Origin of the sequence: Curtobacterium sp. L6-1 (assembly GCF_018885305.1) — a bacterium.
Taxonomy (GTDB): Bacteria; Actinomycetota; Actinomycetes; order Actinomycetales; family Microbacteriaceae; genus Curtobacterium; species Curtobacterium aetherium.
Genome location: NZ_CP076544.1, coordinates 3,004,876 through 3,026,872, shown reverse-complemented (window position 1 = coordinate 3,026,872; position 21,997 = coordinate 3,004,876). Strand labels below are relative to the sequence as shown.

23 protein-coding genes are annotated in these 21,997 nt (G+C 73.6%); 6 read left to right on the top strand and 17 right to left on the bottom strand.

Annotation, left to right across the window (positions count from 1 at the left end):
• The first annotated feature begins 56 nt into the window (after positions 1 to 56).
• Positions 57 to 1,574: a SulP family inorganic anion transporter gene (locus KM842_RS14020; protein ID WP_216259311.1), complete on the top strand. Its 1,518-nt coding sequence runs from the start codon at positions 57 to 59 to the stop codon at positions 1,572 to 1,574.
• Here KM842_RS14020 and KM842_RS14015 read toward each other — a convergent pair.
• Entirely contained in the window at positions 1,568 to 2,632 is a 1,065-nt protein-coding gene (locus KM842_RS14015) for a helix-turn-helix transcriptional regulator (RefSeq protein WP_216259309.1), read from the bottom strand. The two genes, KM842_RS14020 and KM842_RS14015, sit on opposite strands and share 7 nt — an antisense overlap.
• 105 nt (positions 2,633 to 2,737) lie before the next feature.
• Between KM842_RS14015 and KM842_RS14010 the strand changes: the two genes are divergently transcribed.
• On the top strand, positions 2,738 to 3,160 hold the full coding sequence (locus tag KM842_RS14010) for a VOC family protein (protein ID WP_216259307.1): 423 nt from the start codon (positions 2,738 to 2,740) through the stop codon (positions 3,158 to 3,160).
• 56 nt (positions 3,161 to 3,216) lie between these two features.
• Positions 3,217 to 3,906 carry a hypothetical protein gene (locus KM842_RS14005; RefSeq protein WP_216259305.1) on the top strand — a complete coding sequence of 230 codons (690 nt, stop codon included), beginning with the start codon at positions 3,217 to 3,219 and terminating at the stop codon, positions 3,904 to 3,906.
• 97 nt (positions 3,907 to 4,003) lie between these two features.
• Here the strand turns inward: KM842_RS14005 and KM842_RS14000 are convergent, their stop codons facing one another.
• The gene (locus tag KM842_RS14000) at positions 4,004 to 4,870 is read right to left on the bottom strand and encodes a putative RNA methyltransferase (RefSeq protein WP_216259304.1); all 867 of its coding nucleotides are present in this window, start codon (positions 4,868 to 4,870) and stop codon (positions 4,004 to 4,006) included.
• A gap of 77 nt (positions 4,871 to 4,947) precedes the next feature.
• Here KM842_RS14000 and KM842_RS13995 point away from each other — a divergent pair, with 77 nt between their 5' ends.
• Complete coding sequence (locus tag KM842_RS13995) at positions 4,948 to 5,565, top strand: CG0192-related protein (RefSeq protein WP_216259302.1); 618 nt, start codon at positions 4,948 to 4,950, stop codon at positions 5,563 to 5,565.
• 93 nt (positions 5,566 to 5,658) lie between these two features.
• Positions 5,659 to 6,597, top strand: coding sequence for an aldo/keto reductase (locus KM842_RS13990; protein ID WP_216259300.1), 939 nt, complete (start codon positions 5,659 to 5,661; stop codon positions 6,595 to 6,597).
• Positions 6,598 to 6,711: 114 nt separating this feature from the next.
• On the opposite strand, the gene KM842_RS13985 is transcribed toward KM842_RS13990, so the two are convergent.
• The 9 genes from KM842_RS13985 to KM842_RS13945 all read right to left on the bottom strand — a co-directional run bounded on the left by KM842_RS13985 (position 6,712) and on the right by KM842_RS13945 (position 14,676).
• Complete coding sequence (locus tag KM842_RS13985) at positions 6,712 to 6,912, bottom strand: hypothetical protein (RefSeq protein ID WP_216259297.1); 201 nt, start codon at positions 6,910 to 6,912, stop codon at positions 6,712 to 6,714.
• Positions 6,913 to 6,985: 73 nt separating this feature from the next.
• The gene (locus tag KM842_RS13980; protein ID WP_216259295.1) at positions 6,986 to 7,255 is read right to left on the bottom strand and encodes a hypothetical protein; all 270 of its coding nucleotides are present in this window, start codon (positions 7,253 to 7,255) and stop codon (positions 6,986 to 6,988) included.
• Between the two features lie 54 nt (positions 7,256 to 7,309).
• Entirely contained in the window at positions 7,310 to 8,935 is a 1,626-nt protein-coding gene (locus KM842_RS13975) for a serine/threonine-protein kinase (RefSeq protein ID WP_216259293.1), read from the bottom strand.
• 45 nt (positions 8,936 to 8,980) lie between these two features.
• Positions 8,981 to 9,820, bottom strand: coding sequence for a phosphatase PAP2 family protein (locus KM842_RS13970; protein WP_216259291.1), 840 nt, complete (start codon positions 9,818 to 9,820; stop codon positions 8,981 to 8,983).
• A 79-nt stretch (positions 9,821 to 9,899) separates the two neighbouring features.
• On the bottom strand, positions 9,900 to 11,585 hold the full coding sequence (locus tag KM842_RS13965) for a bifunctional 3'-5' exonuclease/DNA polymerase (RefSeq protein WP_216259289.1): 1,686 nt from the start codon (positions 11,583 to 11,585) through the stop codon (positions 9,900 to 9,902).
• Between the two features lie 48 nt (positions 11,586 to 11,633).
• The gene (locus KM842_RS13960; protein WP_216262496.1) at positions 11,634 to 11,828 is read right to left on the bottom strand and encodes a multidrug transporter; all 195 of its coding nucleotides are present in this window, start codon (positions 11,826 to 11,828) and stop codon (positions 11,634 to 11,636) included.
• A 35-nt stretch (positions 11,829 to 11,863) separates the two neighbouring features.
• Positions 11,864 to 13,252, bottom strand: a complete 1,389-nt coding sequence (locus KM842_RS13955; protein WP_216259287.1) for an L-serine ammonia-lyase — start codon at positions 13,250 to 13,252, stop codon at positions 11,864 to 11,866.
• Between the two features lie 205 nt (positions 13,253 to 13,457).
• Entirely contained in the window at positions 13,458 to 13,652 is a 195-nt protein-coding gene (locus KM842_RS13950; protein ID WP_216259285.1) for a PspC domain-containing protein, read from the bottom strand.
• Positions 13,653 to 13,737: 85 nt separating this feature from the next.
• Positions 13,738 to 14,676, bottom strand: a complete 939-nt coding sequence (locus KM842_RS13945) for an NADP-dependent oxidoreductase (protein WP_253206141.1) — start codon at positions 14,674 to 14,676, stop codon at positions 13,738 to 13,740.
• A gap of 90 nt (positions 14,677 to 14,766) precedes the next feature.
• On the opposite strand from KM842_RS13945, the gene KM842_RS13940 reads away from it, so the two are divergent.
• Positions 14,767 to 15,585 (top strand): shikimate 5-dehydrogenase, encoded by an 819-nt coding sequence (locus KM842_RS13940; protein ID WP_216259284.1) that lies wholly within the window; start codon positions 14,767 to 14,769, stop codon positions 15,583 to 15,585.
• Between the two features lie 312 nt (positions 15,586 to 15,897).
• On the opposite strand, the gene KM842_RS13935 is transcribed toward KM842_RS13940, so the two are convergent.
• From KM842_RS13935 to KM842_RS13910, 6 genes are all read right to left on the bottom strand, one after another.
• Positions 15,898 to 16,341, bottom strand: a complete 444-nt coding sequence (locus KM842_RS13935; RefSeq protein ID WP_216259282.1) for an SRPBCC family protein — start codon at positions 16,339 to 16,341, stop codon at positions 15,898 to 15,900.
• A 2-nt stretch (positions 16,342 to 16,343) separates the two neighbouring features.
• Positions 16,344 to 17,789, bottom strand: a complete 1,446-nt coding sequence (locus KM842_RS13930) for a phytoene desaturase family protein (protein WP_216259279.1) — start codon at positions 17,787 to 17,789, stop codon at positions 16,344 to 16,346.
• A 46-nt stretch (positions 17,790 to 17,835) separates the two neighbouring features.
• Complete coding sequence (locus KM842_RS13925; RefSeq protein ID WP_216259277.1) at positions 17,836 to 18,504, bottom strand: hypothetical protein; 669 nt, start codon at positions 18,502 to 18,504, stop codon at positions 17,836 to 17,838.
• 208 nt (positions 18,505 to 18,712) lie between these two features.
• Complete coding sequence (locus tag KM842_RS13920) at positions 18,713 to 19,981, bottom strand: sugar ABC transporter permease (protein WP_216259274.1); 1,269 nt, start codon at positions 19,979 to 19,981, stop codon at positions 18,713 to 18,715.
• Positions 19,978 to 20,742, bottom strand: a complete 765-nt coding sequence (locus KM842_RS13915; protein ID WP_216262438.1) for an ATP-binding cassette domain-containing protein — start codon at positions 20,740 to 20,742, stop codon at positions 19,978 to 19,980. The genes KM842_RS13920 and KM842_RS13915 overlap by 4 nt, the downstream gene beginning before the upstream one ends.
• 112 nt (positions 20,743 to 20,854) lie before the next feature.
• Positions 20,855 to 21,973, bottom strand: coding sequence for a sugar ABC transporter substrate-binding protein (locus KM842_RS13910; RefSeq protein WP_216259272.1), 1,119 nt, complete (start codon positions 21,971 to 21,973; stop codon positions 20,855 to 20,857).
• Between the last annotated feature and the right edge of the window lie 24 nt (positions 21,974 to 21,997).

Genomic DNA, 21,997 nt, shown 5'->3' with positions numbered 1-21,997 from the left:
CGCCCCTCGACATCCCGCGGGCGCAGCCGCCCGCACCCCCTCACTGAAGGAGAACCGTGACGACCGTCACGCGCGCACCCGCTCCGGTGCACACCAGCCCCACCGTCCTGTCCGCCCTGCGGAACCCGAGGATCCTGCTCCGTGAGGCCCTGGCCGGCCTCGTCGTCGCCCTCGCCCTCATCCCCGAGGCGATCTCGTTCTCGATCATCGCCGGCGTCGACCCCCGCGTCGGACTGTTCTCGGCGTTCGTGATGGCCGTCGTCATCTCGTTCGTCGGCGGCCGTGCCGCGATGATCACCGGCGCCACGGGCGCGATCGCGCTCGTCGTCGCCCCGGTGGTCAAGGAGCACGGCTTGGACTACCTGATCGCGACCGTCCTGCTCGGCGGGGTGTTCCAGCTGGTCCTCGGCGGGCTGGGGGCGGCGAAGCTGATGCGGTTCGTGCCCCGGTCCGTGATGGTCGGGTTCGTCAACGCGCTCGCGATCCTGATCTTCACCGCGCAGCTGCCGAACATCATCGGCGTGGACTGGTTCGTCTGGCCGATCACCGCCGCAGGCATCGCGATCATCGTCCTGCTGCCCCAGTTCACGAAGGCGATCCCGGCTCCGCTCGTCGCGATCGTCGTCCTGACGCTCGTCACCGTGCTGGCCTCGATCGCCGTCCCGACCGTGGGCGACGAGGGCAAGCTGCCGGACAGCCTGCCGACCCTGTTCGTCCCGAACGTGCCGCTGGACCTCGAGACGCTGATGATCATCGCCCCGTACGCCCTCGCGATGGCGCTCGTCGGGCTCCTCGAGTCCCTGATGACGGCGAAGCTCGTCGACGAGGTCACCGACACCGGCTCCCGCAAGACCCGCGAAGCCCTCGGGCAGGGAGTCGCGAACATCGCCTCCGGCCTGTTCGGCGGCATGGGCGGCTGCGCGATGATCGGCCAGACGATGATCAACGTGAAGGCCTCCGGCGCCCGCACCCGCATCTCGACGTTCCTGTCCGGCGTGTTCCTGCTGGTCCTCGTCGTCGGGCTCGGTGACGTCGTCGCGATCATCCCGATGGCCGCCCTCGTCGCCGTGATGGTGATGGTCGCCGTCGGCACGTTCGACTGGCACAGCATCACGCCCTCGACCCTGAAGCGGATGCCCATCGGGGAGACGATCGTCATGGTCCTCACCGTCGTGATCGTCGTCGCGACCGACAACCTCGCCATCGGCGTGATCATCGGTGTCGTCGCCGCGATGGTCGTGTTCGCCCGCCGGGTGTCCCACCTCACCACCGTCTCGCGGAGCATCGAGACCCTGGCCACCGGCGAGCAGCACGCGCTCTACACCGTCGAGGGTGAGCTGTTCTTCGCGTCGTCGAACGACCTCACCACGCAGTTCGACTACGTCGACGACCCGGAGCTCGTCGTCATCGACATGACGAGGTCGCACGTCTGGGACGCCTCCACGGTCGCCGCACTCGACGCGATCGAGACGAAGTACCACCAGCACGGCAAGCGGGTCGACATCCGCGGGATGAACGACGCCAGCCAGGCCTTCCACGGCCGCCTCGCCGGCACCCTCGGCGCCGGTCACTGACCCACCCGACCTCCGCCGTCGTCGGTCGGGTGCGCTGCAGCCGCACCGAGACGGTCCGACACCTGCCCCACGGCGTCGCGGAGGGCCCTCGGTCCCGAGACGACGAAGTCGACGTCGAACCCGGCGACCAGGGCGGCGAGCGCCCGCCACGACCACGACCCCGCGGTGAGGCGGCTGGTGCCGTCCCCGAGGTCCTGCAGGACGGCGTCGTCGGCGACGAACGGGGCCACGGTCCGCGCCGGCGTCCGCAGCACGACCGTCCCGACGCAGGGCCAGGCCGACGCGACCCCGGCCGTCGCGTCGGCACCACCGGTCGCGTCGGCACCACCGGTCGCATCTGCACCGCGGAAGCGGGCGTCGACGAACGCGGCCGCGTCGCCGCCGGGGACGGGCCGCGGGACGAACGGGAGGCCCGTGGCAGCCCTCGGCGACATCCGGTCCAACCGGTAGGTGCGCCAGTCCGCCACCTCGGGGACCCAGGCGAGCAGGTACCAGCGGCCGTGGCGTGCGAGGACCGCGTGCGGGTCGACCCGGCGGGGTGGCCGGTCGTCCTCGGCACCGGGCGGCCACGCGGGCGCGTACCCGAACCGCAGCACGGTGCGCGTGCGGACGGCCTCGCTGACCGCGACCAGGACGGCGGGATCGACCACGACGGCCGGGGCGACGACGGCGCCGGAGGTCGCCACCACCTCGACCGCGTCGACCCGGTGCCTGAGGCGCGACGGCATCACCTGCCGGACGGTCGTCAGGGCACGGACCGCCGCCTCGGCGATGTCGGCTCCGGACGCCGGGGCGACGGCGAGCGCGAGGGCGATCGCCACCGCCTGGTCGTCGTCGAACAGGAGCGGCGGCAGGTCCGACCCGGCCGACAGCCGGTAGCCGCCGGCCGGCCCGCGGAGTGCGTCGACGTGGTAGCCGAGCTCGCGGAGCCGGTCGACGTCCCGGCGGACCGTGCGCGGACTCACGGTCAGGCGGTCCGCCAGCTCGTCACCGGTCCACTCGCGGCGCACCTGCAACAGGGAGAGCAGCGCGAGCATGCGCGACGAGGGTCCGGACACGTGCTCCATCATCGTCGGAGTAGCGGACAGGATCTGACCGCAATGCCGGGGATGCTCGTCCCGACGCAGCCGACCGGCCGCGCGCAGCATCGACGAGGAGTCGGCATGACCATCACCACCATCCCCCACGTGAACTTCGACGGACGGGCCGCCGAGGCGCTCGCCTTCTGGGGCGCCGCGCTCGGCACCGACCCCGTCGTGGTGACCTACGGCCAGAGCGGCGCGGTCGAGGACCCCGCCTGGGCGGACCGCGTCGTCTGGGGCCAGGTCGCCTCGGCGAGCGGCGTCCGCGTCATGGCGTTCGACGTGTGGCCGGGCCAGCCGTACGACCAGGGGACGAACAGCTCGTACGTCTACCTGAGCGGCACGGACGCCGACGAGGTCCGCGCCGTGTGGGCGGGCCTGCAGGACGGCGCCGAGGTCCGCCAGCCGCTCGGTCCGTCGGCCTGGTCGCCGCTCGCCGGGCAGCTCCGCGACCGGTTCGGCGTCGTCTGGGCCCTCGACGTCCCGGCGCAGCAGCAGGGCTGAGCCCGAGGCGGTGGCACGGGCCGGACGGGGTGTCGTCACGTCCGTACGCTGGCGGCATGGGGACCACGTTCTTGTCCGTGACCATCGCCTTCGTCGCCGCCGCCGTCATCCCGGCAGTGGTGACGGCGGCCATCCGCCGGGGGGACCGGAAGCGGAAGCACCAGCGCGTGCTCGCCGGTGCGGCACCGGATGCGCTGTTCACCGTGCGGTCGCGACGGTGGCAGCGCGTCCTGTTGCGGATCGTCGGCATCCTCGTGCTCGTCGTCGGCGGGGTGCTGCTGCTCGCGGCGGCCTCGACGACGGAGGACCCGGAGGCGCTGCCGATGGGGATCGCCGGTGCCGTCGGTGTGCTCGTCGGGGTCGCGTTCGTCCTGCTCGCCGGGGCCGCCGCCCGCACCCGTATCGACGCGCTGCCGGACCGGCTCGTCGTGCGGAAGGGCTTCCGCGCCGAGCGCGAGGTGCACCACACCGCGATCGCCTCGATCCGCCCCTGGACCGGGCCCTACGGCGGGATCCAGGCGCGGGACAGCGCGGGCACCGTCCTGTTCGACAGCGTCGCGATCGCGATCGGCTACCGGGACCTCGAGGTGTGGCTCGCGGAACGGGCACCGTGGGCGTGGGTCGCGTACACGGGGCCCGCAGCCGCAGCGCCGGTCTGGACGGCACCGGGAGCGCCGGGGCAGCGCGGGCCGGCGCAGCCCTGGCCGACGCCGGACGGCACGGGGCCCGGCACACCGACCCGCTGACCCGCTGACCCGCTGACCCGGCGGCCCGCCGAACAGGTCCACCGAGCCGGTCCGCCCTCCGGGTCTACCGACCGGCGACGACCGACGAGCGACGAGCTCAGCGCACGGGCGTCCAGGTGCTCACGGTCACGGCGGCCGTCACCGTCTCGGGTGCGAACACCGTGTCCGTGGCGACGTGGTGGTGGCTCGGCCCCATGTGCACAACGTCGTGCACGTCCTCGGCCGTGAGCGACATCGTCCAGGTCAGGTCCTCGCTCGACCGCAACGCGAAGGCCGGCGTCAGGCTGTCGTGCAGGCGGCGCTCCTTCTCCGGGTCGACGCTGATCGTCGCCGCCGCCAGCTCCGCCAGGTGCCCCGCCCGCGGGGTGACGACCGCCAGGACCCCGTCCGGGTGCAGCACCCGGGCGTACTCGTGCTGGTTCCGCGGTGCGAAGACGTCGAGCACCACGGCGGCCGCGTGGTCCACGACCGGGAGGCGCTCGGTCACGTCCCCGACGACGGCCCCCACGTCCGCGTGGACGCGTGCCGCGCGCCGGATCGCGACGGCCGACAGGTCGAGCGCGACCCCGCGTCGCCGGGGCCGGTCGACGGTGGACGGGAGGGCCGCGGCGGACGGGTCCCCGGGCCTCCCGGCCGCTGCGTCGAGCGCGTGCGCGAGGTAGGTGCCGGGGCCCGACCCGACGTCGAGGACGACTCCCGGCGCGGCCGCGTCCACGACGAGGGCCGACAGCGCCCGTTCGACCGGCGCGTAGTGCCCGCGGCCGAGGAACCGCAGGCGGGCGTCGACCATCTCCGGGGTGTCCGCGGTGAGTGCCCGGCGCCTGGCGGGGAGGAGGGTCAGGTGGCCCTGCTTCGCCTCGTCGTAGCGGTGGCCGGTCGCGCACCCGGCCTGGCCGGGGGCGGTGCGGGCGAGCGGCTCGGTGCACACGGGGCAGGCGAGCACGGGGAGGAGGTCGTCGCGCACCGGTCCAGGGTACGGCCGCGCCGGTCGAGCACGGGCGCACGGCCCCCGGTCCGCCCGAGAGCAGTAGGTTGCCGGTCATGGCCGTCATCCACGAAGCGACCCTCCGTCCCGGCAAGCTCGAGGCGCTCGGCGCCTGGCTGCCCGACCAGCCGTGGAGCGGTGTCGCCGCGGGCAGCGCGGTCGAGCAGGTCGCGCGGTTCCGGTTCGACGACCCGGCCGGCGAGGTCGGGGTCGAGACGTACCTGGTCCGCGTCGGCGACGGGCCGGTGCTGCACGTCCCGCTGACCTACCGGGGCGCGCCGCTCGCGGGTGCCGAGGCGTTCCTCGTCACCGAGATGGAGCACTCCGTCCTCGGCCACCGCTGGGTGTACGACGCCGTGGGCGACCCGGTCTACGCGGACGTGCTGCGCCGCGCGATCGCGACCGGAGGCCACGAGGCGGAGCTCGAGCGGGCCTCCGGCGACGGCACCTTCGCGAAGGAGGGCGCGGCGGCGGGCAGCGGAACGGACGCCGACTCCCCCGCGATCGTCGAGGTCTCCGCGCACACGGAGGGTGCCGTCACGACGATCGACACCGCGCACGGAGCGCTGGTGGTCCTGCGCGTCCTCGGCTCCGGCGGCGTCCCCACCGGGCGGACCCTCACGGCCGGCGGCGCCTCGGCGGCGCCGACCGTCGTCGCCGTCCTGGCGGACTAGCGCGTTACCCGTCGGCGGTCGGGAGCGCCGCCGGACGAGACCGGTACGGCCAGGGCCTCGCACGCACGGGAGGCCGCTGGCAGGATCGGTCGGGTGAAGACACTGGAGTTGCCACAGACGGACCTCACCGCTTCCGACGTCGTCGTCGGACTGATGCGGATCAACGACATGAGCGACGAGGACATCCGGTCGCTGTACGCCGCCTCGCGCGACGCGGGCGTCACGATGTTCGACCACGCAGCCGTCTACGGCGGCTGGCACGGGTGCGAGGAACGCTTCGGTGCGGCGGTCACGCTGTCCGCGGCCGAGCGCGCCGAGGTCCAGCTGCAGACCAAGGTCGGCATCCGGCCGACGGCGAACGGCGCCTACTTCGACTTCTCGTACGAGCACATCGTGTCCTCGGTCGAGGAGTCCCTGACCGCCCTGCGCACCGACTTCATCGACGTCCTGCTCCTGCACCGCCCGGACGCCCTCGTCGAGCCGGACGAGGTCGCGAAGGCCTTCGACGAGCTGCACGCCGCCGGCAAGGTGCACCACTTCGGCGTCTCGAACCACACCCCGGGGCAGACCGAGCTGCTGGCGAGGTCCGTGCGGCAGCCGCTGGCGTTCAACCAGGTGCAGCTGAGCATCACGCACGCGAACGTCATCACGCAGGGTCTCGTGGCGAACATGGCCGGGCTCGACCAGTCGATCGACCGCGACAACGACATCCTCAACCACGCACGCCTGCACGACGTGACGCTGCAGGCCTGGTCACCGTTCCAGAAAGGCTTCTTCGACGGCGTCTTCCTCGGTGACCGCGAGCAGTACGCCGAGCTGAACGACGTGCTCGAGGAGGTCGCCTCGGCGCACGGCGTGACCCCGACGGGCATCGCGGTGGCGTGGATCACCCGGCACCCCGCGCACTTCCAGGTGGTCCTGGGCACGACGAACCCCCAGCGCGTCCGCGACTCGGCCGCGGGCTCGGACGTCGAGCTGTCCCGCGAGGAGTGGTACCGGATCCTCACGGCCGCCGGGCACACCGTCCCCTGAGGCGGCCCGTCACCGAGGGCCCCGCGCCGCCGTCCCAGGACGTCGGCACGGGGCCCTCGGTGCGTCAGGCCCCTGCGGCCGACCGCCGCCGCACCGGCACGACTCCCCGCCGGCTCAGCGGGTCGGCTCGGGGTCCTCGTCGTCGGTGCGGAGGCTCGGCGCGGCTGCCGGGTCGGCGGTGCCGCCGGGGACGACCGCGATCTCGATCCCGAGGGCCGCGAGCGGGTCCTCGTCGAGCTCGAGTCCGTCGCTGCTGACCTGGTCCTCGGGGATGGCGCGACCCTTCGACGGGTCGAACGCGCTGCTCATCGACATGCGACGAGCCTGCACGGCCGACCCTGGAACCGGCACAACGCCGGCTGTGGTCAGGCGCTGAAGTCGGCTGTGGTCAGGCGCCGAGGTCGTCCGGGTGCAGGCGGTCGCCGGGCTCCGGGGTCCGGAACACCGGACCGCCGCCGGCCTCGTCCTCGTCGTCGTGCCGGACCGGCGACTGCGCCGGGTCGCCGGCGGCTTCCGCTCCGGAGACGTCCGCGCCCGACGGCTCGGAGCCGGAGGCCGCCGCGAGCGACTCCTCCACCTCGAGTTCGTCCTGGTCGGAGCCGTCCACGGGGACGTCGCTGCCCTGCTGCTGGGGATCGAACGGTGCGCTCATCGACATGCCCCGAGTGTGCTCCTCGGAGGTGAACGGCGGGTCGGGACTGTCCGCCCCGCGTCAGCCCTGGTGCCCGGGAGCGTCGCCGGACTTGCCGGGGGCGTCGCCGGACTTCCCGGGACCGCCACCGGGTGCGCCGTCGCCCGGGGTGCCGGGCCCCTGCTGCGACGTGGTGTCCACGCCGGTGTCCTGGGGCTCCTCCACGGGCAGGGTCGTCTCGACGCTCGGCTCCGGGTCGGCGGGCGGCTGCTCCTCGGTCGGCTCGCTGGACTCCTCCGTCGGCTGCGAGGGCTCCTCGCTCGGCTGCTCCTGCGCGGGCTGGCTCGGCTGCTGCTCGGTCGGCTCGCTCGGCTGCTGCTGTTCGGCGGGCTCGCTCGGCTGCGTCTCGCCCGGCTGCTCCTCGGCCGGCTGGCTCGGCTCGCTCGACTTGGTCGGGGCCGGCGTGCCGTCCTCGTCACCGCCGAGGGCGAAGGCGGCGACGAGCCCCCCGACGAGCAGGAGCGCCGCGAGGACGACGACCGGCAGGACCCAGCGCTTCCGCGGCCGGTCCTCCGGTCCGCCGTCGGCCGGTCGGGCCGGCACCGCGGTGCCTCCACCACGTCCGGACGGACCGCCGGTCCCGGCACCAGCCGCGGCACCCGCGCCAGCCGCACCGAGCACCGTCGTCGCTACGTCGTCGTCGGCACGCCCCGCGGACTGCGTCGGCAGTCGACGGGTGGCGTCGTCCGCCCCGGAGGCCCCGCTCACCGGCATCGCTCGGGTCGCGGTGTCCGCGGACGCGGCTCCGGCGGCCCCGGCCGCTGCACCGGCCACCCCGGCGGCCGCTGCCGACCGGGTGAGTGCCCCCGGGCCTCCCGGCAGCAGCTGCGTCGCGGGAGCGGCGTCGTCCCGGCCGAGTGCGCGGAGGCGTGCCGCCGCCTCGGCGGCGGACGGACGGTCCTCGGGGTGCTGCGCCGTCATGACGTGCAGCAGGGTGCGCCACGCCGTCGGCAGGTGCTGGTCGATCTCGGGCGCCCGGGCGAGCCGAGCGGTCGCGGCCTCGACCGCGCTGCCCGGGAAGGCCTGCTTGCCGGTGAGCGCCTCGAGGAGCATGAGACCGAGGGCGTAGACGTCGGCCTCGCCGGTGACGGGCTGGCCGAGGACCTGCTCGGGCGCGAGGTAGGCGGCGGTCCCGATCACGGTGCCGGTCCCGGTGACGCGTGCGGCGTCGCGGAGCAGCGCGATCCCGAAGTCGGCGAGCTTGACGTGCTCGCCGTCCTGTTCGAGCAGCACGTTCGCGGGCTTCACGTCCCGGTGGACGATGCCCTGCGCGTGCACGGCGGCCAGCCCCTCGGCGACCTGGGCACCGACGCGGGCGGTGGTGGCCGGGTCGAGCGGCCCCTCGCGCAGCCGGGTGGCGAGGTCGCTGCCGGGCACGAGTTCCATGACGAGGAACGAGTCCCCGTCGGCGGTGTCGAGGGCCGCGTCGAACAGGGTGACCAGGTTCGGGCTCCGGAGGCCGGCGAGCACGTGGATCTCGGCCTCGGCACGGGCTCGTTCCCCGTGGTCGACGGGGCCGATGCGGAAGAGCTTGACCGCGACCTCGCGCCCGAGCTGCTCGTCGACGGCGCGGTACACCGACGCCATCCCACCGTGCCCGAGCGTCCCGGTCACCCGGTACCTGCCGCCGATCAGCCGTTCTTCCATGCAGGGGAACCTACCGGGCCCAGCTGGTCAGGACGCGCAGCCGGGTCAGGACGGGGTGGGTTCGGCGCCCCGGTGCAGCGCCGTCAGGTACAGCCGGTGCGCCGTGACGACGAGGGCCAGCCAGGCGAGCCCGAGCGCCCACGCCGCCAGCACGTCGGTCGTCCAGTGGTGACCGAGGAACACCCGCGAGACGCCGACCGACGCCACGAACAGCGTGCCGACGACGATCGTCCACACGCGTGCGACGACGGTGCTCTGCCGCAGGAGCAGCAGGTACACGATCGTGCCGACGATGACCGTCGCGTTGAGGGTGTGCCCGGACGGGAAGGACGGCGAGTGCTCGTACGGCGGGACCGCGTCGGAGAGCGGCGGACGGGCCCGGCCGATCAGGTCCTTGCCGACGACGGTCATCGCGAGCGACCCGGCGCTCGCCGAGACGAGCAGCACGAGGGGCGTCCAGGCCCGCCGGTTGACGGTGAACCCGACCAGGAACAGCAGGGCGACGATCGGCATCCCGATGGTTCCGGCGATGTCCGTCCACCAGGTGACGCCCTGGTCGAGGAACGGCGACCGGAGTGTGAGCATCCAGTCGAGCACGGGCCGGTCGAGCACGGCGACGTCGTCGGCCTCGCGCACGGCGTCGAAGACCTCGGAGGCGACCCACGTGGCGGTCGTCGCGATCCCCATCCCGACGAGCAGCGTGAGCACGAGCAGCGGGAGCGCACCGTGGCGCCGTCCGAGTGCCGCCCAGCCCTCGGCCACCGACCGACCGGCGCGGGAGCGCCAGTGGGTGAGGTCGACCTCGCCGACGGCCCGGTCGGCGCGCTCGCGCTCGGTGCCCCCGATCACCGGGGCGCGCCGCGAGGGGGTGTGCTGTTCGTCCATCGGACCAGCCTGCCCGCCGGCACCTGGGCAGGCGGGCCCCGACCCCCGCGCGGCGCGCAGCGGGCGTGGGCGTGGCCGCCTACTTCGCGTCGGCGTACGAGTCGACCACGGCCACCGACAGCGGGAACGTCACCGGGAAGCCGCCGAACATGATCCGCCCGGCGTCGACCGCCGCGGCACGCACCTGGTCCGCCACCCACTCCGCGTCGGCTTCGGGCGCGTGCACCACGAGTTCGTCGTGCACGAAGAACACCATGTGTGCACCGGCCGTCACCGGGCCGGACGTCCGGGCGGCCAGACGCGTCCGGAGTCCGCCCATCCAGGACAGCGCCCATTCGGCAGCCGTGCCCTGCACCACGAAGTTCCGGGTGAACCGGCCCCAGCTGCGCGCGCGGGCCTCGACCGCCCGCTGCATGCCGGCCGACCCCTCGACGGAGTACGCCCGGTTCCGCGCCTCGAACCAGGCCGGCTCCGGGACGGGCGAGGTTCGACCGAGCCGGGTCGTCACCGGTTCCCCGCGCTCGCCCGCACGGGCCGCCTGCTCGACCAGGTCGAGGGCGCGCGGGAACGCCCGGGCCAGACGGGGGACGAACCGCCCGCCCTCGCCCTGGGTGGCGCCGTACATCGCACCGAGCATCGCCATCTTGGCCTGCTGCCGGGTCTGCACCGCGCCCGAGGCCACGACGCCGTCGTAGAGGTCCTGGCCGTCCCCGGCCGCGGCCATGTCGGTGTCGCCGGACATCGCCGCGAGGACCCGGGGCTCGAGCTGCGCCGCGTCGGCGACGACGAGCTTCCACCCGGGGTCGGCCACGACAGCCGCCCGGACCTGCTTGGGCAGCTGCAGCGCGCCGCCGCCGTTCGCCGCCCACCGCCCGGTGACGACACCGCCGACGACGTACTCCGGGTGGAACCGACCGTCCTGCACCCACTCGTCCAACCAGGTCCAGCCGTTGGCGGTCAGGAGCCGGTACAGCCGCTTGTACTCGAGCAGCGGTTCGATCGCGGGGTGCTCGAGGCGCTGCAGCTCCCACTTGCGGGTGCTCTCCACGACGAGTCCGGCCCGGCGCAGGGACCGCAGGACGTCGGCGGGCGAGTCCGGGTTGAGCTCGGGGTCGTCGAGCCGCTCCCGCAGGACAGCGGCGAGCTCCTCGAGGGCCCGGGGTCGGACGCCGTAGGGCACGCGTGGGCCGAGGGCATCGGCGAGCAACCGCTCGTGCACGTCCGTCCGCCAGGGCAGTCCGGCGTGCTTGATCTCGGCGGCCACCAGGGCGCCGGCCGACTCGGCGGCGAGCAGCAGCCGCAGTGCGCCCGGGTCCGTCGCTCCGGCGACCGCGGCGAGCTGGGCTCGGAGCTCCGCGACCGGGTCGAGGTCGTCGTCGGCGGGTGCGACCGCGAACAGGTCGTCGTCGAAGAGCGACGCCTGCGTGGCGGGGGCGGGACGCGCCTCCAGGACGGCGGCTGCGTCCCACGCGCTCACCGGCGCCTGCGCGAGCGCGGAGCCGCGGGTGGCGAGCGCGGTCCGCAGCACGCGGTGCCCGAGCCGCAGGTCCACGCACCGCGCGACGCGGCCGCCGGCCGCGAGCACGGCCGGGTACCAGCGGGCGGTGTCGGACCAGACCCAGCGCACGTCGGGGGCGTCCTGCGCTGCGACGAAGGCCGGGAGGCCCGACTCGGCCAGGCGCGTCGGCCCGCCGTCCGGCTCCCCCGCGTCCGTCAGCGGGGTCGCGGTGACGCCGCCGTCGACGCGGGCGAGGACGAGGTGCACGGGTCGATTCTGCCGTGCCCCGCCGTCATCGCCGGACGCGACGGGTGGTCAGTCGCCGGGGCGGACGGCTGCCGTGTCGGCGACGTCGATGCGGACGTCACCGGACGCGGTCTCCTCGACCTCGACGCGCGGGGCCTCGTCGTGCTCGTCGGAGCCGGACATGCGGCGGAACGTGTCGTGTCGACGTTCTGCGAAGGTCATGTCGACGCCGTCGTCCAGGTGGTCTCGGTCGGGTGCGCTCATGCGTGCGACGGTACGCCCGCCCGCGCGTGCCGGGGTCAGCAGAGGGGGACGTTGACCGCGAGGCCGCCCATCGCGGTCTCCTTGTACTTCGTGGACATGTCGGCGCCCGTCTGCCGCATGGTCTCGACGACCTGGTCGAGCGACACGTGGTGCACGCCGTCGCCGCGGAGGGCCATGCGCGCCGCGTTGACGGCCTTGTTCGCGGCGATGGCGTTCCGCTCGATGCACGGGATCTGCACGAGGCCGCCGATCGGGTCGCAGGTCAGCCCGAGGTTGTGCTCCATCGCGATCTCGGCGGCGTTCTCGACCTGTTCGGGCGTGCCGCCGAGGACCTCGGCGAGTCCGGCCGCCGCCATCGACGCCGCGGAGCCGACCTCGCCCTGGCAGCCGACCTCGGCGCCGGAGATCGAGGCGCGCTCCTTGTAGATCGAGCCGATCGCGCCGGCAGTGAGCAGGAACCTGACGACGGCGTCGTCCCGGCGGTCCGGGGTGATCGACGGCACGTAGGTCAGGGCGTAGAAGAGCACGGCGGGGACGATCCCGGCGGCGCCGTTGGTCGGGGCGGTGACGACCCGGCCGCCGGAGGCGTTCTCCTCGTTGACGGCCATCGCGGTGAGGTTCGTCCACTCCATCGCGAAGAGCGGGTCGTGCCCGGGGTCGTCGCGGGTGAGCTGCTCGTACCAGTCGCCCGCGCGGCGCCGGACCTCCAGCCCGCCGGGCAGGGTGCCGGTGCGGCGGACGCTGCGGTCGACGCACTCGTCCATGACGGCGTGGATGCGCAGGAGCCCGGCCCGCACGTCGGCCTCGGTGCGGGTGGCGGTCTCGTTCGCGAGCGCCACGCCGCTGACCGGGAGGCCCGTGGTCGCGCAGGCCGCCAACAGCTCGGCTCCGCTGGAGAACGGGTGGGGCACCGTGTCGGTCTCGACCGGGATCGCGGTGCCGGCGACGTCCTCGCCCGGCTCCTCGTCACCGTCGCGGGCGATGAACCCGCCGCCGATCGAGTAGTAGGTCTCGACGGCGGTCTCGGTGCCCGTGGCGTCGAACGCCCGCAGACGCATGGCGTTCGGATGGCGCGGCAGCATCGTCAGCGGGTGCAGCACGATGTCGTCGAGTCGGAACGGCACCGTCGGTCCGTCCGCCAGGGTCAGGCGGCCGGTGGACTCGAGGGCGTCGAGCGTGGCCGCCACGGCATCGGGGTCGACGTCCTCGGGGCGCTCGCCCGTCAGCCCGACCGCGACGGCGCCGAGCGTGCCGTGGCCACGGCCGGTCGAGGCGAGGGAGCCGTACAGGTCGACGCGGATGCTCGTGACCGGGAGCCCGACGACCCGCTCGGCGAAGTCGACGGCGGCGCGCATCGGTCCGACGGTGTGCGAGCTGGACGGCCCCACGCCGATGCTGAACAGATCGAAGACGGAGACCGGCACGCCGACACCCTACGCCGTCCGGACGGGAGGGCGGTGCCGGGTCAGCGGCGCCGGCCCCGCGTCCGCGCGGGGGCGGGTGGGTTCAGCGGCGCTGGCCCTGCGTCGGCGCGGGGGCGGGTGGGGTCAGCGGCGCTGGCCCTGCGTCCACGCCGGGGCGGGTGGGGTCAGCGGCGCTGGCCCCGCGTCCACGCCGGGGCGGGTGGGGTCAGCGGCGCTGGCCCTGCGTCGGCATGATCGTCCACAGGACCACGTAGGCGATCCAGAGCGGGCCGGGGAACAGGCTCAGCACGACCCAGAGGACGCGGACGCCGGTGCGGGACCAGCCGAAGCGGTCGGCGATGCCGGCGCAGACGCCCGCGAGGAGTCGACCGGAACGGGGGCGGGACAGTGTGTTCGTCATGTCCTCGACGCTACGGGGCGGCGCTGCACGTCGACATCCGGGCAGTACCCCGGTCCGGGGTGGGGACCACCCCACCCCGTGGCTCCTACGGGACCAGGACGATCTTCCCGCGGGTGTGCCGTTCCTCGAGCTGCGCGTAGGCGTCCTGCACGCGGTCGAGCGGGAACGTCGCGGCGATCGGGACCTCGATCGACCCGTCGGCGACCATGTTCGCCAGCGCGGAGAGGATCTCGGGGTCGGCGGTGTCCGCGCTGCCCGAGGCTCTGGCGCCGAGCTCGGCCGCGGCCTCGAAGGCGATCACGGTCTCGATGCGGTCCGCCGGCACGCCCAGCGTGATGCCGAGATGCACGTACTCGGGGCCGAACGTGTCGATCACGGCGTCGATGCCGTTCGTCGCGAGTTCGCGGATGCGGTCCTCGAGCCCGTCGCCGTACGCGACCGGGCGGGCGTTCTTGGAGCGGAGCCAGTCGTGGTTCGACTCGGAGGCGATCGCGATGACGTCGACGCCCTCGTTCGTCAGCAGCTGCGTGACGAACCCGCCGACACCGCCGGCGGCGCCGGAGACGACGACGGTCTCACCGGCACGCGGGTCGACGGCACGGACGGCCGCGGCCGCCGTGGTCGCGACGACGTCGAGTCCGCCGGCCGCCTCCCACGAGATCAGGCGCGGCTTGGGGACGAGCTGGCCGGCGGGGACGGAGACGTACTCCGCCTGGCTCGAGCGCTCCCACGACCAGCCGAGGACCTCCTCGCCCTCCTCGAAGCCGTCGACGTCCAGGCCGATCGCGGCGACCGTGCCGGCGAGGTCGGTGCCCTGCCCGGACGGCAGCTTCGACGGGTCGTGGTCGTCCACCACGCCCTGGCGGATCGCGGACTCGCCGGGGTTGACGCCGGCGGCGCGGACCTTCACGAGCACGCGGCCGGGAGCCACCTCGGGGACGGGGACCTCGGCGACGTGGAGGACGGAGCGGTCGCCCCACTCCTCGAAGCGGACGGCACGCATGGTGTCAGGGAGAGCAGTCATCCCGCGTCACGGTACGCCAGCGCGCTGCCCGCCGTGCGGAGCGACCCGGTGTGGACCGCTCCATCCTCTGCTGCGTGGGACACTGACGGCATGCCCATCCTCCACAAGGACATGCAGCTCTGCATCTCGCTCGCGGCCCGTCCGAGCAACATCGGCACCCGGTTCCACAACTTCCTCTACGACGAACTCGGCCTCGACTTCGTCTACAAGGCGTTCACGACGACCGACCTGCGCGGTGCCGTCGCGGGCATCCGGGCGCTCGGGATCCGCGGCTGCTCGGTGTCGATGCCGTTCAAGGAGGACGTCATCCCCCTCGTCGACGAACTCGAGGAGTCGGCCCGGGCGATCCGCTCCGTCAACACGGTCGTCAACGACGGCGGCGTGCTGACCGCGTCGAACACCGACTACGAGGCCGTGGCCGCCCTGCTCGACAGCCACGGGGTCGACCGGGATGCCCGGGTGCTGCTCCGCGGTTCGGGCGGCATGGCGAAGGCGGTCACGGCGGCGTTCCGCGGTGCCGGTTTCGAGCACCTGACGGTCGTCGCCCGCAACGAGGCCACCGGCAGCGCCCTCGCGGACCAGTACGGGTACGCCTGGGTCGACACCGAGGACCGTGCGGGCGACGCGGACGTGCTCGTCAACGTCACGCCGCTCGGCATGCGGGGTGACGAGGAGGCGACGCTCTCCTTCGCCCCCGAGCGCATCACGGCCGCGCACACGGTGTTCGACGTCGTCGCGTTCCCCGCCGAGACCCCGCTCGTCCGGGCCGGACGCCAGGCCGGCGCATCGGTCATCACGGGCGCCGAGGTCATCGCGCTGCAGGCGGCCCGGCAGTTCGAGCGCTACACCGGCGTCGCCCTCACCGACGACCAGGTGGCGCGGGCGAGCGCCTTCTCCCGCGAGCAGTAGGCGGCGGGGGCGCGGCGCGGCGGCGTCTCGCCGAGACACCGCAGAGTCCGCACGACGCCGCCGGATTCCGCGGCGTCTCGAGGAGGTCGCGGCGTCCCGCGCAGACGGGGGCGTCTCAGCCGCGCACCGCAGGTCGGACGGGAGGCACGGGACGGCCCCGCACCGCGCCTCCCGCCCGACGCGCGACCGCGCCGATACGACGGCGTCTCGCCGCGACACCGCCAAGCACGTGAGACGCCGCCGGATTCCGCGGCGTCTCGAGGAGGTCGCGGCGTTCCGCGCAGACGGGGGCGTCTCGCGACGCCCGCCGGGTCAGTGGCTGCGCGCCCGCCCCGCCGCGACCCAGCCGAGCCGCCGGGCGGTCTCGTGGTTGCGCACCCAGATGCCCGGCTGGGCGATGAAGCCCGGAACGAGCGTTCCCGGGCCCTTCACGGGGTTCTCCCGCAGGGTGACACGGCAGCCGCGGGGGTGCGGTTCGACCTCGACCTCGACGCGGGCCTCCCCCACCGGCCAGCCGCGCGCCTGGATCACCATGCGTCGGGGCTCGTCGTACTCCAGGACGCTCGTCGTGTCGTTGATCACGAGCGGCCAGACGCCGAACGAGTGGTGCAGCTTCGTGCCGACCGCGGGCCAGCCGGGGTCCTCGCCGCGCATCCGGGACGCGCCGACCACCCACGTCGGGTAGAGCCAGCCGTCGCGGAGGACATCGAAGACCTCCTCGGGCGTGCAGTGGATGATCCGGACGTTCTTCGCCATCGTCAGCTCCTCGGTGCCAGGTCGACGTCCACCGGCAGCCCGTACGTGTGCCGGAGGGCGCTCTTCGCCGCGTGCCAGCCTGCCATGCCGTGCACGCCGGGCCCGGGAGCCGCGGATTGTGAACAGAGGTACATGCCGCCGCCCATGCGCCACGGGTCGCTCGAGAGCACCGGACGCTTGACCAGCTGCCAGAAACTCGCGGCCCCCGCGGCGATGTCGCCACCGGAGTAGTTCGGGTTGTACTGCTCCATGTCGACCGCGGTCCGGCTGTTCGTCGCGACGATGGTGTCGCGGAAGCCCGGCGCGAACCGTTCGATCTGCCGGATGACGGACTCCTGGTGGTCGACCGTCGAGTCGGCGGGGACGTGGGCGTAGGCCCAGAAGACGTGACCGCCCTCGGGTGCGCGGCTCGGGTCGACGACGGTCGGCTCGGAACCGAGCACGTACGGCCGCTCGGGGTCCTGCCCACGGGCGACCTGTGCCTCGGCCTCGGCGATCTCGGCCCGGGTGCCGCCGATGTGCACCGTGCCGGCGCGACGCAGGTCCGCGTTCGCCCACGGGATCGGCTCGGACAGGGCGAAGTCGACCTTGGCCGCCGCGTTGCCGAACCGGAAGCGACGCAGGGCCCCGCGCTTCGGGGCGGGCAGCTGGCTGCCGGCGATCCGGAGCATCGCGGGGACGCTCGTGTCGAAGAGCACGGCCTTGGCCGGGGTGAGGTCGCCGAGGGAACGGACCTCGCGCCCCGTCTCGATCGTCCCGCCGTGCGCGACGAGGTCGGCGGCGAGCGCGTCGACGATCGCCTGGCTGCCGCCGATCGGCACCGGCCAGCCCCGGGCGTGGGCGTAGACCCCGAGCGAGAGTGCGGCCGCCGCGGTGGCGAGCGAGGGCATGTGCTGGATCGAGTGCGCCGCGACGCCGCTGATCATGCCCGGGGCGACGTCCTCGCGGAAGCGGAGGTTCCACGCGCGGGAGCCCTGCTCGAGGGCGCGCAGGCCGAAGCGGGCGACGGTGACGGGGTGCCGCGGCACGTGCAGCAGGGCGTCGGTGGCGAAGTCGGACACGCGGTCGGCGTTGCGGACGAGCGGCGCCATGAGCTGCCGGTAGGCCGGGCCGTCGACGCCGAGCCCCTCGACCGTGCGCTCCAGGTCCTGGTACGCGATGCCCGCGCGGCCGCGGTCGAGCGGGTGGCCGTACTGCACCTCGGGCAGACGGAGCTCGATGCGCTGCTCCATGCCGAAGGCCCGGAAGAACTCGGACTGCAGCGCCATCGGGTGCACGGCGGAGCAGACGTCGTGCAGGTACCCCGGCAGCGTGAGCTCGGACGTGCGGGCACCACCGCCGATGGTGTCGTTCCGTTCGACGACCTCGACGCTCAACCCCGCCCGGGCGAGGGTGACCGCCGCGGCCAACCCGTTCGGTCCTGCTCCGACGACCACCGCATCAACCATGCCGCGAGCCTACGGAGCGGCGGCTGGGCACGGACGGGGCCGCCGGTCAGCTGCGGGTGGTGTCGGCCTCTGCCGGGTCGGTGCCGTCGTCCGGACCGTCCGCGTCCGGCTCGTCGTCGCCGACGGGAGTGCCGGCGCCGACGGGGTGGTCGGCGACGAGGGCGGCGAAGTCCTCGTCGAGGAGCTGCCGCAGCCGGTCGTCGCGCCCGACCTCGTAGTCGTCGGCGGGCCGCTGCGCCCAGCCGAGGCGCCCGACGACGGTGGTGCCGATGTCGTCCCAGGCGCGGGCCCGCGCGGCGAGCACGATCCCGTCGACGAAGTGCTGGTCGTCGCGGCGGGCGTCGAGCCGCTTCGCGAGTTCTTCGTAGGTGGCCTCGCGCGTGCGGAGCTTCAGGTCGTCGCCCCGCCGGTAGTCGTGCTGGTGCTGGGAGCGTCCGCCCTGCTTGCTCGACCGCACCCGGATCTCCCGCATGCGTTCGGCGTCGCCGCGCTGCTCCTCCGCCATCCGGTGCAGTTCCTGACGGGCGGCGTCCGCGATGAGGGCGTGGTCGAAGTAGCCCTGGTCACGCAGGGCGTTCGTGATGATGCGGTTCGCCACGGCGACGGTCACGGCTGCCCTGGCGATGAGGAACCCCTCGTCCACCGCGCGCTTCAGCTCGACCTGGCTGACTGGCCGATCGCGCACGTCGGGCTTGCGTCGTCCGAACAGTGCCATGCGACGACGATACCGGCGACGGGCGACGGTGCGCCTGGACACGGACCCGGCGGACGGGAGGCGCGGTGCCGGCCGACACCGCGCCTCCCGTCCGTCACGCGGATCGTCGACGCGGTCGCGCCCCGCGACGCACATCGCGCCCCGTCGGGACGGGGCGCGATGTGCGTGCAAGGGCGCGACGTGCGTGCGGAGCGCGCGACGTCGCGCCTCAGGCGGCGCCGTGGCTGGCGCGGCTGCGGCGCGACAGGGAGTCGATGATGACCGCGAGCAGGAGGACCGCGCCGGTGATCATGTAGCGGATCGAGGAGTCGAGGCTGAGCAGCGTCAACCCGTTCGAGATCGACTGGATGACGATGATGCCGAGGAGCGCCGACCACGCGCTGCCGCGTCCACCGAACAGGCTCGTCCCGCCGATCACCGCGGCGGCGATGGCGTTGAGGTTCGTGTCGCCGGCACCGGAGGACAGGCTCGCCGAGTTGAGGCGCGCCGCGGCCAGGATGCCGCCGATTGTCGCGAACAACGAGGTGAGCATGAACACCGAGATGTAGATGCGGTTCACCCGGATGCCCGAGCGTCGGGCCGCCTCGACGTTGCCGCCGACCGCGAAGACCGAGCGGCCCCACCGGGTGCGCTTGAGCACGAAGTTCATGAGCACGACGAGCACGACGAAGAACACGAACGAGGTGCCGGTGCCGAAGTCGCGGGAGAGGTACCAGACCATGACGCCCAGCCCGACGAAGAGGGCGACCGACTTCACCACGGTGAGGGACATCGCCCCGGTGGAGAGCCCGGCGCGGCGACGACGGCCGGCCCGGCGGACCTCGGTGACGAAGAGCCCCCCGGCGGCGACGGCGGCCAGCAGGTACGCGAGCCACGGCGGCAGGTACGACGCCGAGGCGAACTGCACGATCGGCGAGTCGTACGGCAGGTTGATCGAGCCGTTCGGGCCGAGGATGAGCAGCTGCAGGCCGAGGAAGCCGAGCAGGCCCGCGAGGGTGATGACGAAGCTCGGGACGCCGAAGCGGGTGAAGAGCAGGCCGTAGAGCAGACCCGCCGCCGCTCCCACCGCGAGGGCGACGACGAGGACGAGCCACAGCGGCCAGCCGAGCGAGGTCAGGCCCTGCCCGAGGATCGCCGCGGAGAGGCCGCTCACGCTGCCGACGGACAGGTCGATCTCGCCGAGGAGCAGGACGAGCACGATGCCGATCGCGATGGTGCCGACCGCCGCGCACTGCAGGGCGAGGTTGACGAGGTTGCCCGGGGACAGGAAGTCGGGCGACAGCGCCTGGAACACCGCCCAGATGACGACGAGCCCGACGACCACCGGCAGCGAGCCGATGTCACCGCCGCGGACGCGTCGGACGAACGCCTTCGCGGCACCACCGAGTCCCTGGTCGCGGAGCAGTCGCTCGTCCTGCAGGTCGGCGGCCGACGCGGTCGGGGTCGACGCGGTGAGCGTCTCGTCGGTCTTGCTCATGCGGTGGTCTCCTGCTCGGTCCGGGCCGCCGCACGGCGGGTGACGGCGTTGTCGGTCGCGCCGGTGATGGCCGCGATGATCTCCTCGTAGGAGACGTCGTCGATGCGGAAGGTGCCGTTGTTCCGACCGAGCCGCAGCACCGCGACCCGGTCGGCGACGGCCTGCACGTCGGCGAGGTTGTGGCTGATGAGGACGACGCCGAGCCCGCGCTCCCGCAGGCGCTCGACGAGGTTGAGCACCTCGGCGGTCTGCGCGACGCCGAGGGCTGCGGTCGGTTCGTCGAGGATGACGACCTGCGGGTCGCCGATGAGGGAGCGTGCGATGGCGACCGTTTGGCGCTGTCCGCCGGAGAGCGACGCGATCGGGATGCGCACCGAGGGGATCCGGGCCGCGAGCTGCTGCAGGAGTTCCCACGAGCGGCGTTCCATCTCCTCCTCGTCGAGGAAGGGGTGGGCGATCTCGCGCCCGAGGTACAGGTTGGACACGACGTCGAGGTTGTCGGCGAGCGCGAGGTCCTGGAACACCGTCGCGATCCCGAGCTGCTGGGCCGCCGCCGGGTTCGGGACGGTGACCTCCTCGCCGTTGAAGGTGATCGTGCCGCCGTCGGGTGTGTAGACGCCGGCGAGGATCTTCACGAACGTCGACTTGCCGGCGCCGTTGTCGCCGACGATCGCGACGACCTCGCCCGGGTACACGTCGAAGTCGATGTCGCTGAGGGCCTGGACGGCGCCGAACCGCTTGTCGATGCCGCGGAGGGTCATCACGGGTGCGGTGGCGCGGGGTGCTGCTGGGGGCTCGGTGCTCACGGTGTCGTCCTCGATCGAAAGTGCGTGAGGGCCGCCCGGTCCGGGTCGGACCGGGCGGCCGGGGGTGCTACTGGATGCCGGCGGCCGTGCAGGCCTTCGCGTACTGCGAGGTGCACACCTGGTCGACCGTGTAGAGCCCGTCCTTGATGACGGTGTCCTGCACGTTGTCCGTCGTGACGGCCACCGGGTCGAGGAGCGTCGACGGCACGCTGGCGCCGCCCGCGGTCTTCGTGGTGGCGTCGCCCTTCGGCGTCTCACCCTTGGCGAACTGGATGGCCAGGTCGGCCGCCTTCGACGCCTCGGGCTTGAACGCCTTGTAGACGGTCATGTACTGCTCGCCCGAGAGGATGCGCTGGATGCCCGCGAGGGACGCGTCCTGGCCGGTGACGGGCGGGAGCTCCTTGACGCCGGCCGACTTGAGGGCCGCGATGACACCACCGCCGGTGTCGTCGTTCGCCGCGTAGACGCCCGTGATCTTGTCCGCACCGAGCTTGCTGATCTGACCGGCTGCCCAGTCCTGCGCCTTGGCGGGGTCCCATCCGGGGGTGTCGTACTCGGCGAGCACCTCGTACCCGCTGCCGTCGATGGCCGAGTGGGCGCCCTTCTTGAACTGCGAGGCGTTGTTGTCCGTCGGCGAGCCGTTCACCATGATGATCCCCGAGCCCTCGGGGACCTTCTTCTCCTTGAGGGCGTCGACGAGCGCCTTGCCCTGCAGCTCGCCCACCTTCTCGTTGTCGAACGAGATGTAGTAGCTCAGGTCGGGGCTGTTGATGAGGCGGTCGTACGAGATGACGGGGACCTTCTTGGCCTTGGCCTGCTGCACGATCGAGGCCGCTGCCTCACCGTCGAACGGGTCGAGGACCAGGACCTTGACGCCCTGCGTGAGCATCGACTGGGCCTGCTGCAGCTGCTTCGACGCGTCGCCGTCGGCGTTCGCGTAGATGACGGAGCAGCCGCTGCACTGCTTCTTCACCTCGGCGGTGAAGAGCGGACGGTCGGCGCTGGCGTAGCGGGCGGTGACGGAGTCGGGCAGGAGCAGGCCGATCTTGGCCTTCGACGCGTCTCCCCCGCCGGTGCCGCCGCCCCCGGTGCCGGCGTCGGCTCCGTTCGAGCAGCCCGCCAGGGTCGTGATCGCGAGCAGCAGGGCGCCGACGCCCAGCATCGCTCGTGTGGTGGCTTTCTTCATCGAAATGTCCTCCAACAGGTGGAC

Excerpts from the sequence above, each read along its gene's own strand:
- KM842_RS13975 (WP_216259293.1), bottom strand. The coding sequence starts at position 8,935 with ATGGAAGAACGGCTGATCGGCGGCAGGTACCGGGTGACCGGGACGCTC.
- KM842_RS13980 (WP_216259295.1), bottom strand. The coding sequence starts at position 7,255 with ATGTCGATGAGCGCACCGTTCGATCCCCAGCAGCAGGGCAGCGACGTC.
- KM842_RS13960 (WP_216262496.1), bottom strand. The coding sequence starts at position 11,828 with ATGAGCGCACCCGACCGAGACCACCTGGACGACGGCGTCGACATGACC.
- KM842_RS13910 (WP_216259272.1), bottom strand. The coding sequence starts at position 21,973 with ATGAAGAAAGCCACCACACGAGCGATGCTGGGCGTCGGCGCCCTGCTG.
- KM842_RS13945 (WP_253206141.1), bottom strand. The coding sequence starts at position 14,676 with ATGACTGCTCTCCCTGACACCATGCGTGCCGTCCGCTTCGAGGAGTGG.
- KM842_RS13925 (WP_216259277.1), bottom strand. The coding sequence starts at position 18,504 with ATGGCACTGTTCGGACGACGCAAGCCCGACGTGCGCGATCGGCCAGTC.
- KM842_RS13915 (WP_216262438.1), bottom strand. The coding sequence starts at position 20,742 with ATGACCCTCCGCGGCATCGACAAGCGGTTCGGCGCCGTCCAGGCCCTC.
- KM842_RS13935 (WP_216259282.1), bottom strand. The coding sequence starts at position 16,341 with ATGGCGAAGAACGTCCGGATCATCCACTGCACGCCCGAGGAGGTCTTC.
- KM842_RS13995 (WP_216259302.1), top strand. The coding sequence starts at position 4,948 with ATGGCCGTCATCCACGAAGCGACCCTCCGTCCCGGCAAGCTCGAGGCG.
- KM842_RS13985 (WP_216259297.1), bottom strand. The coding sequence starts at position 6,912 with ATGTCGATGAGCAGCGCGTTCGACCCGTCGAAGGGTCGCGCCATCCCC.
- KM842_RS14010 (WP_216259307.1), top strand. The coding sequence starts at position 2,738 with ATGACCATCACCACCATCCCCCACGTGAACTTCGACGGACGGGCCGCC.
- KM842_RS13950 (WP_216259285.1), bottom strand. The coding sequence starts at position 13,652 with ATGACGAACACACTGTCCCGCCCCCGTTCCGGTCGACTCCTCGCGGGC.
- KM842_RS13930 (WP_216259279.1), bottom strand. The coding sequence starts at position 17,789 with ATGGTTGATGCGGTGGTCGTCGGAGCAGGACCGAACGGGTTGGCCGCG.
- KM842_RS14005 (WP_216259305.1), top strand. The coding sequence starts at position 3,217 with ATGGGGACCACGTTCTTGTCCGTGACCATCGCCTTCGTCGCCGCCGCC.
- KM842_RS13920 (WP_216259274.1), bottom strand. The coding sequence starts at position 19,981 with ATGAGCAAGACCGACGAGACGCTCACCGCGTCGACCCCGACCGCGTCG.
- KM842_RS13940 (WP_216259284.1), top strand. The coding sequence starts at position 14,767 with ATGCCCATCCTCCACAAGGACATGCAGCTCTGCATCTCGCTCGCGGCC.
- KM842_RS13970 (WP_216259291.1), bottom strand. The coding sequence starts at position 9,820 with ATGGACGAACAGCACACCCCCTCGCGGCGCGCCCCGGTGATCGGGGGC.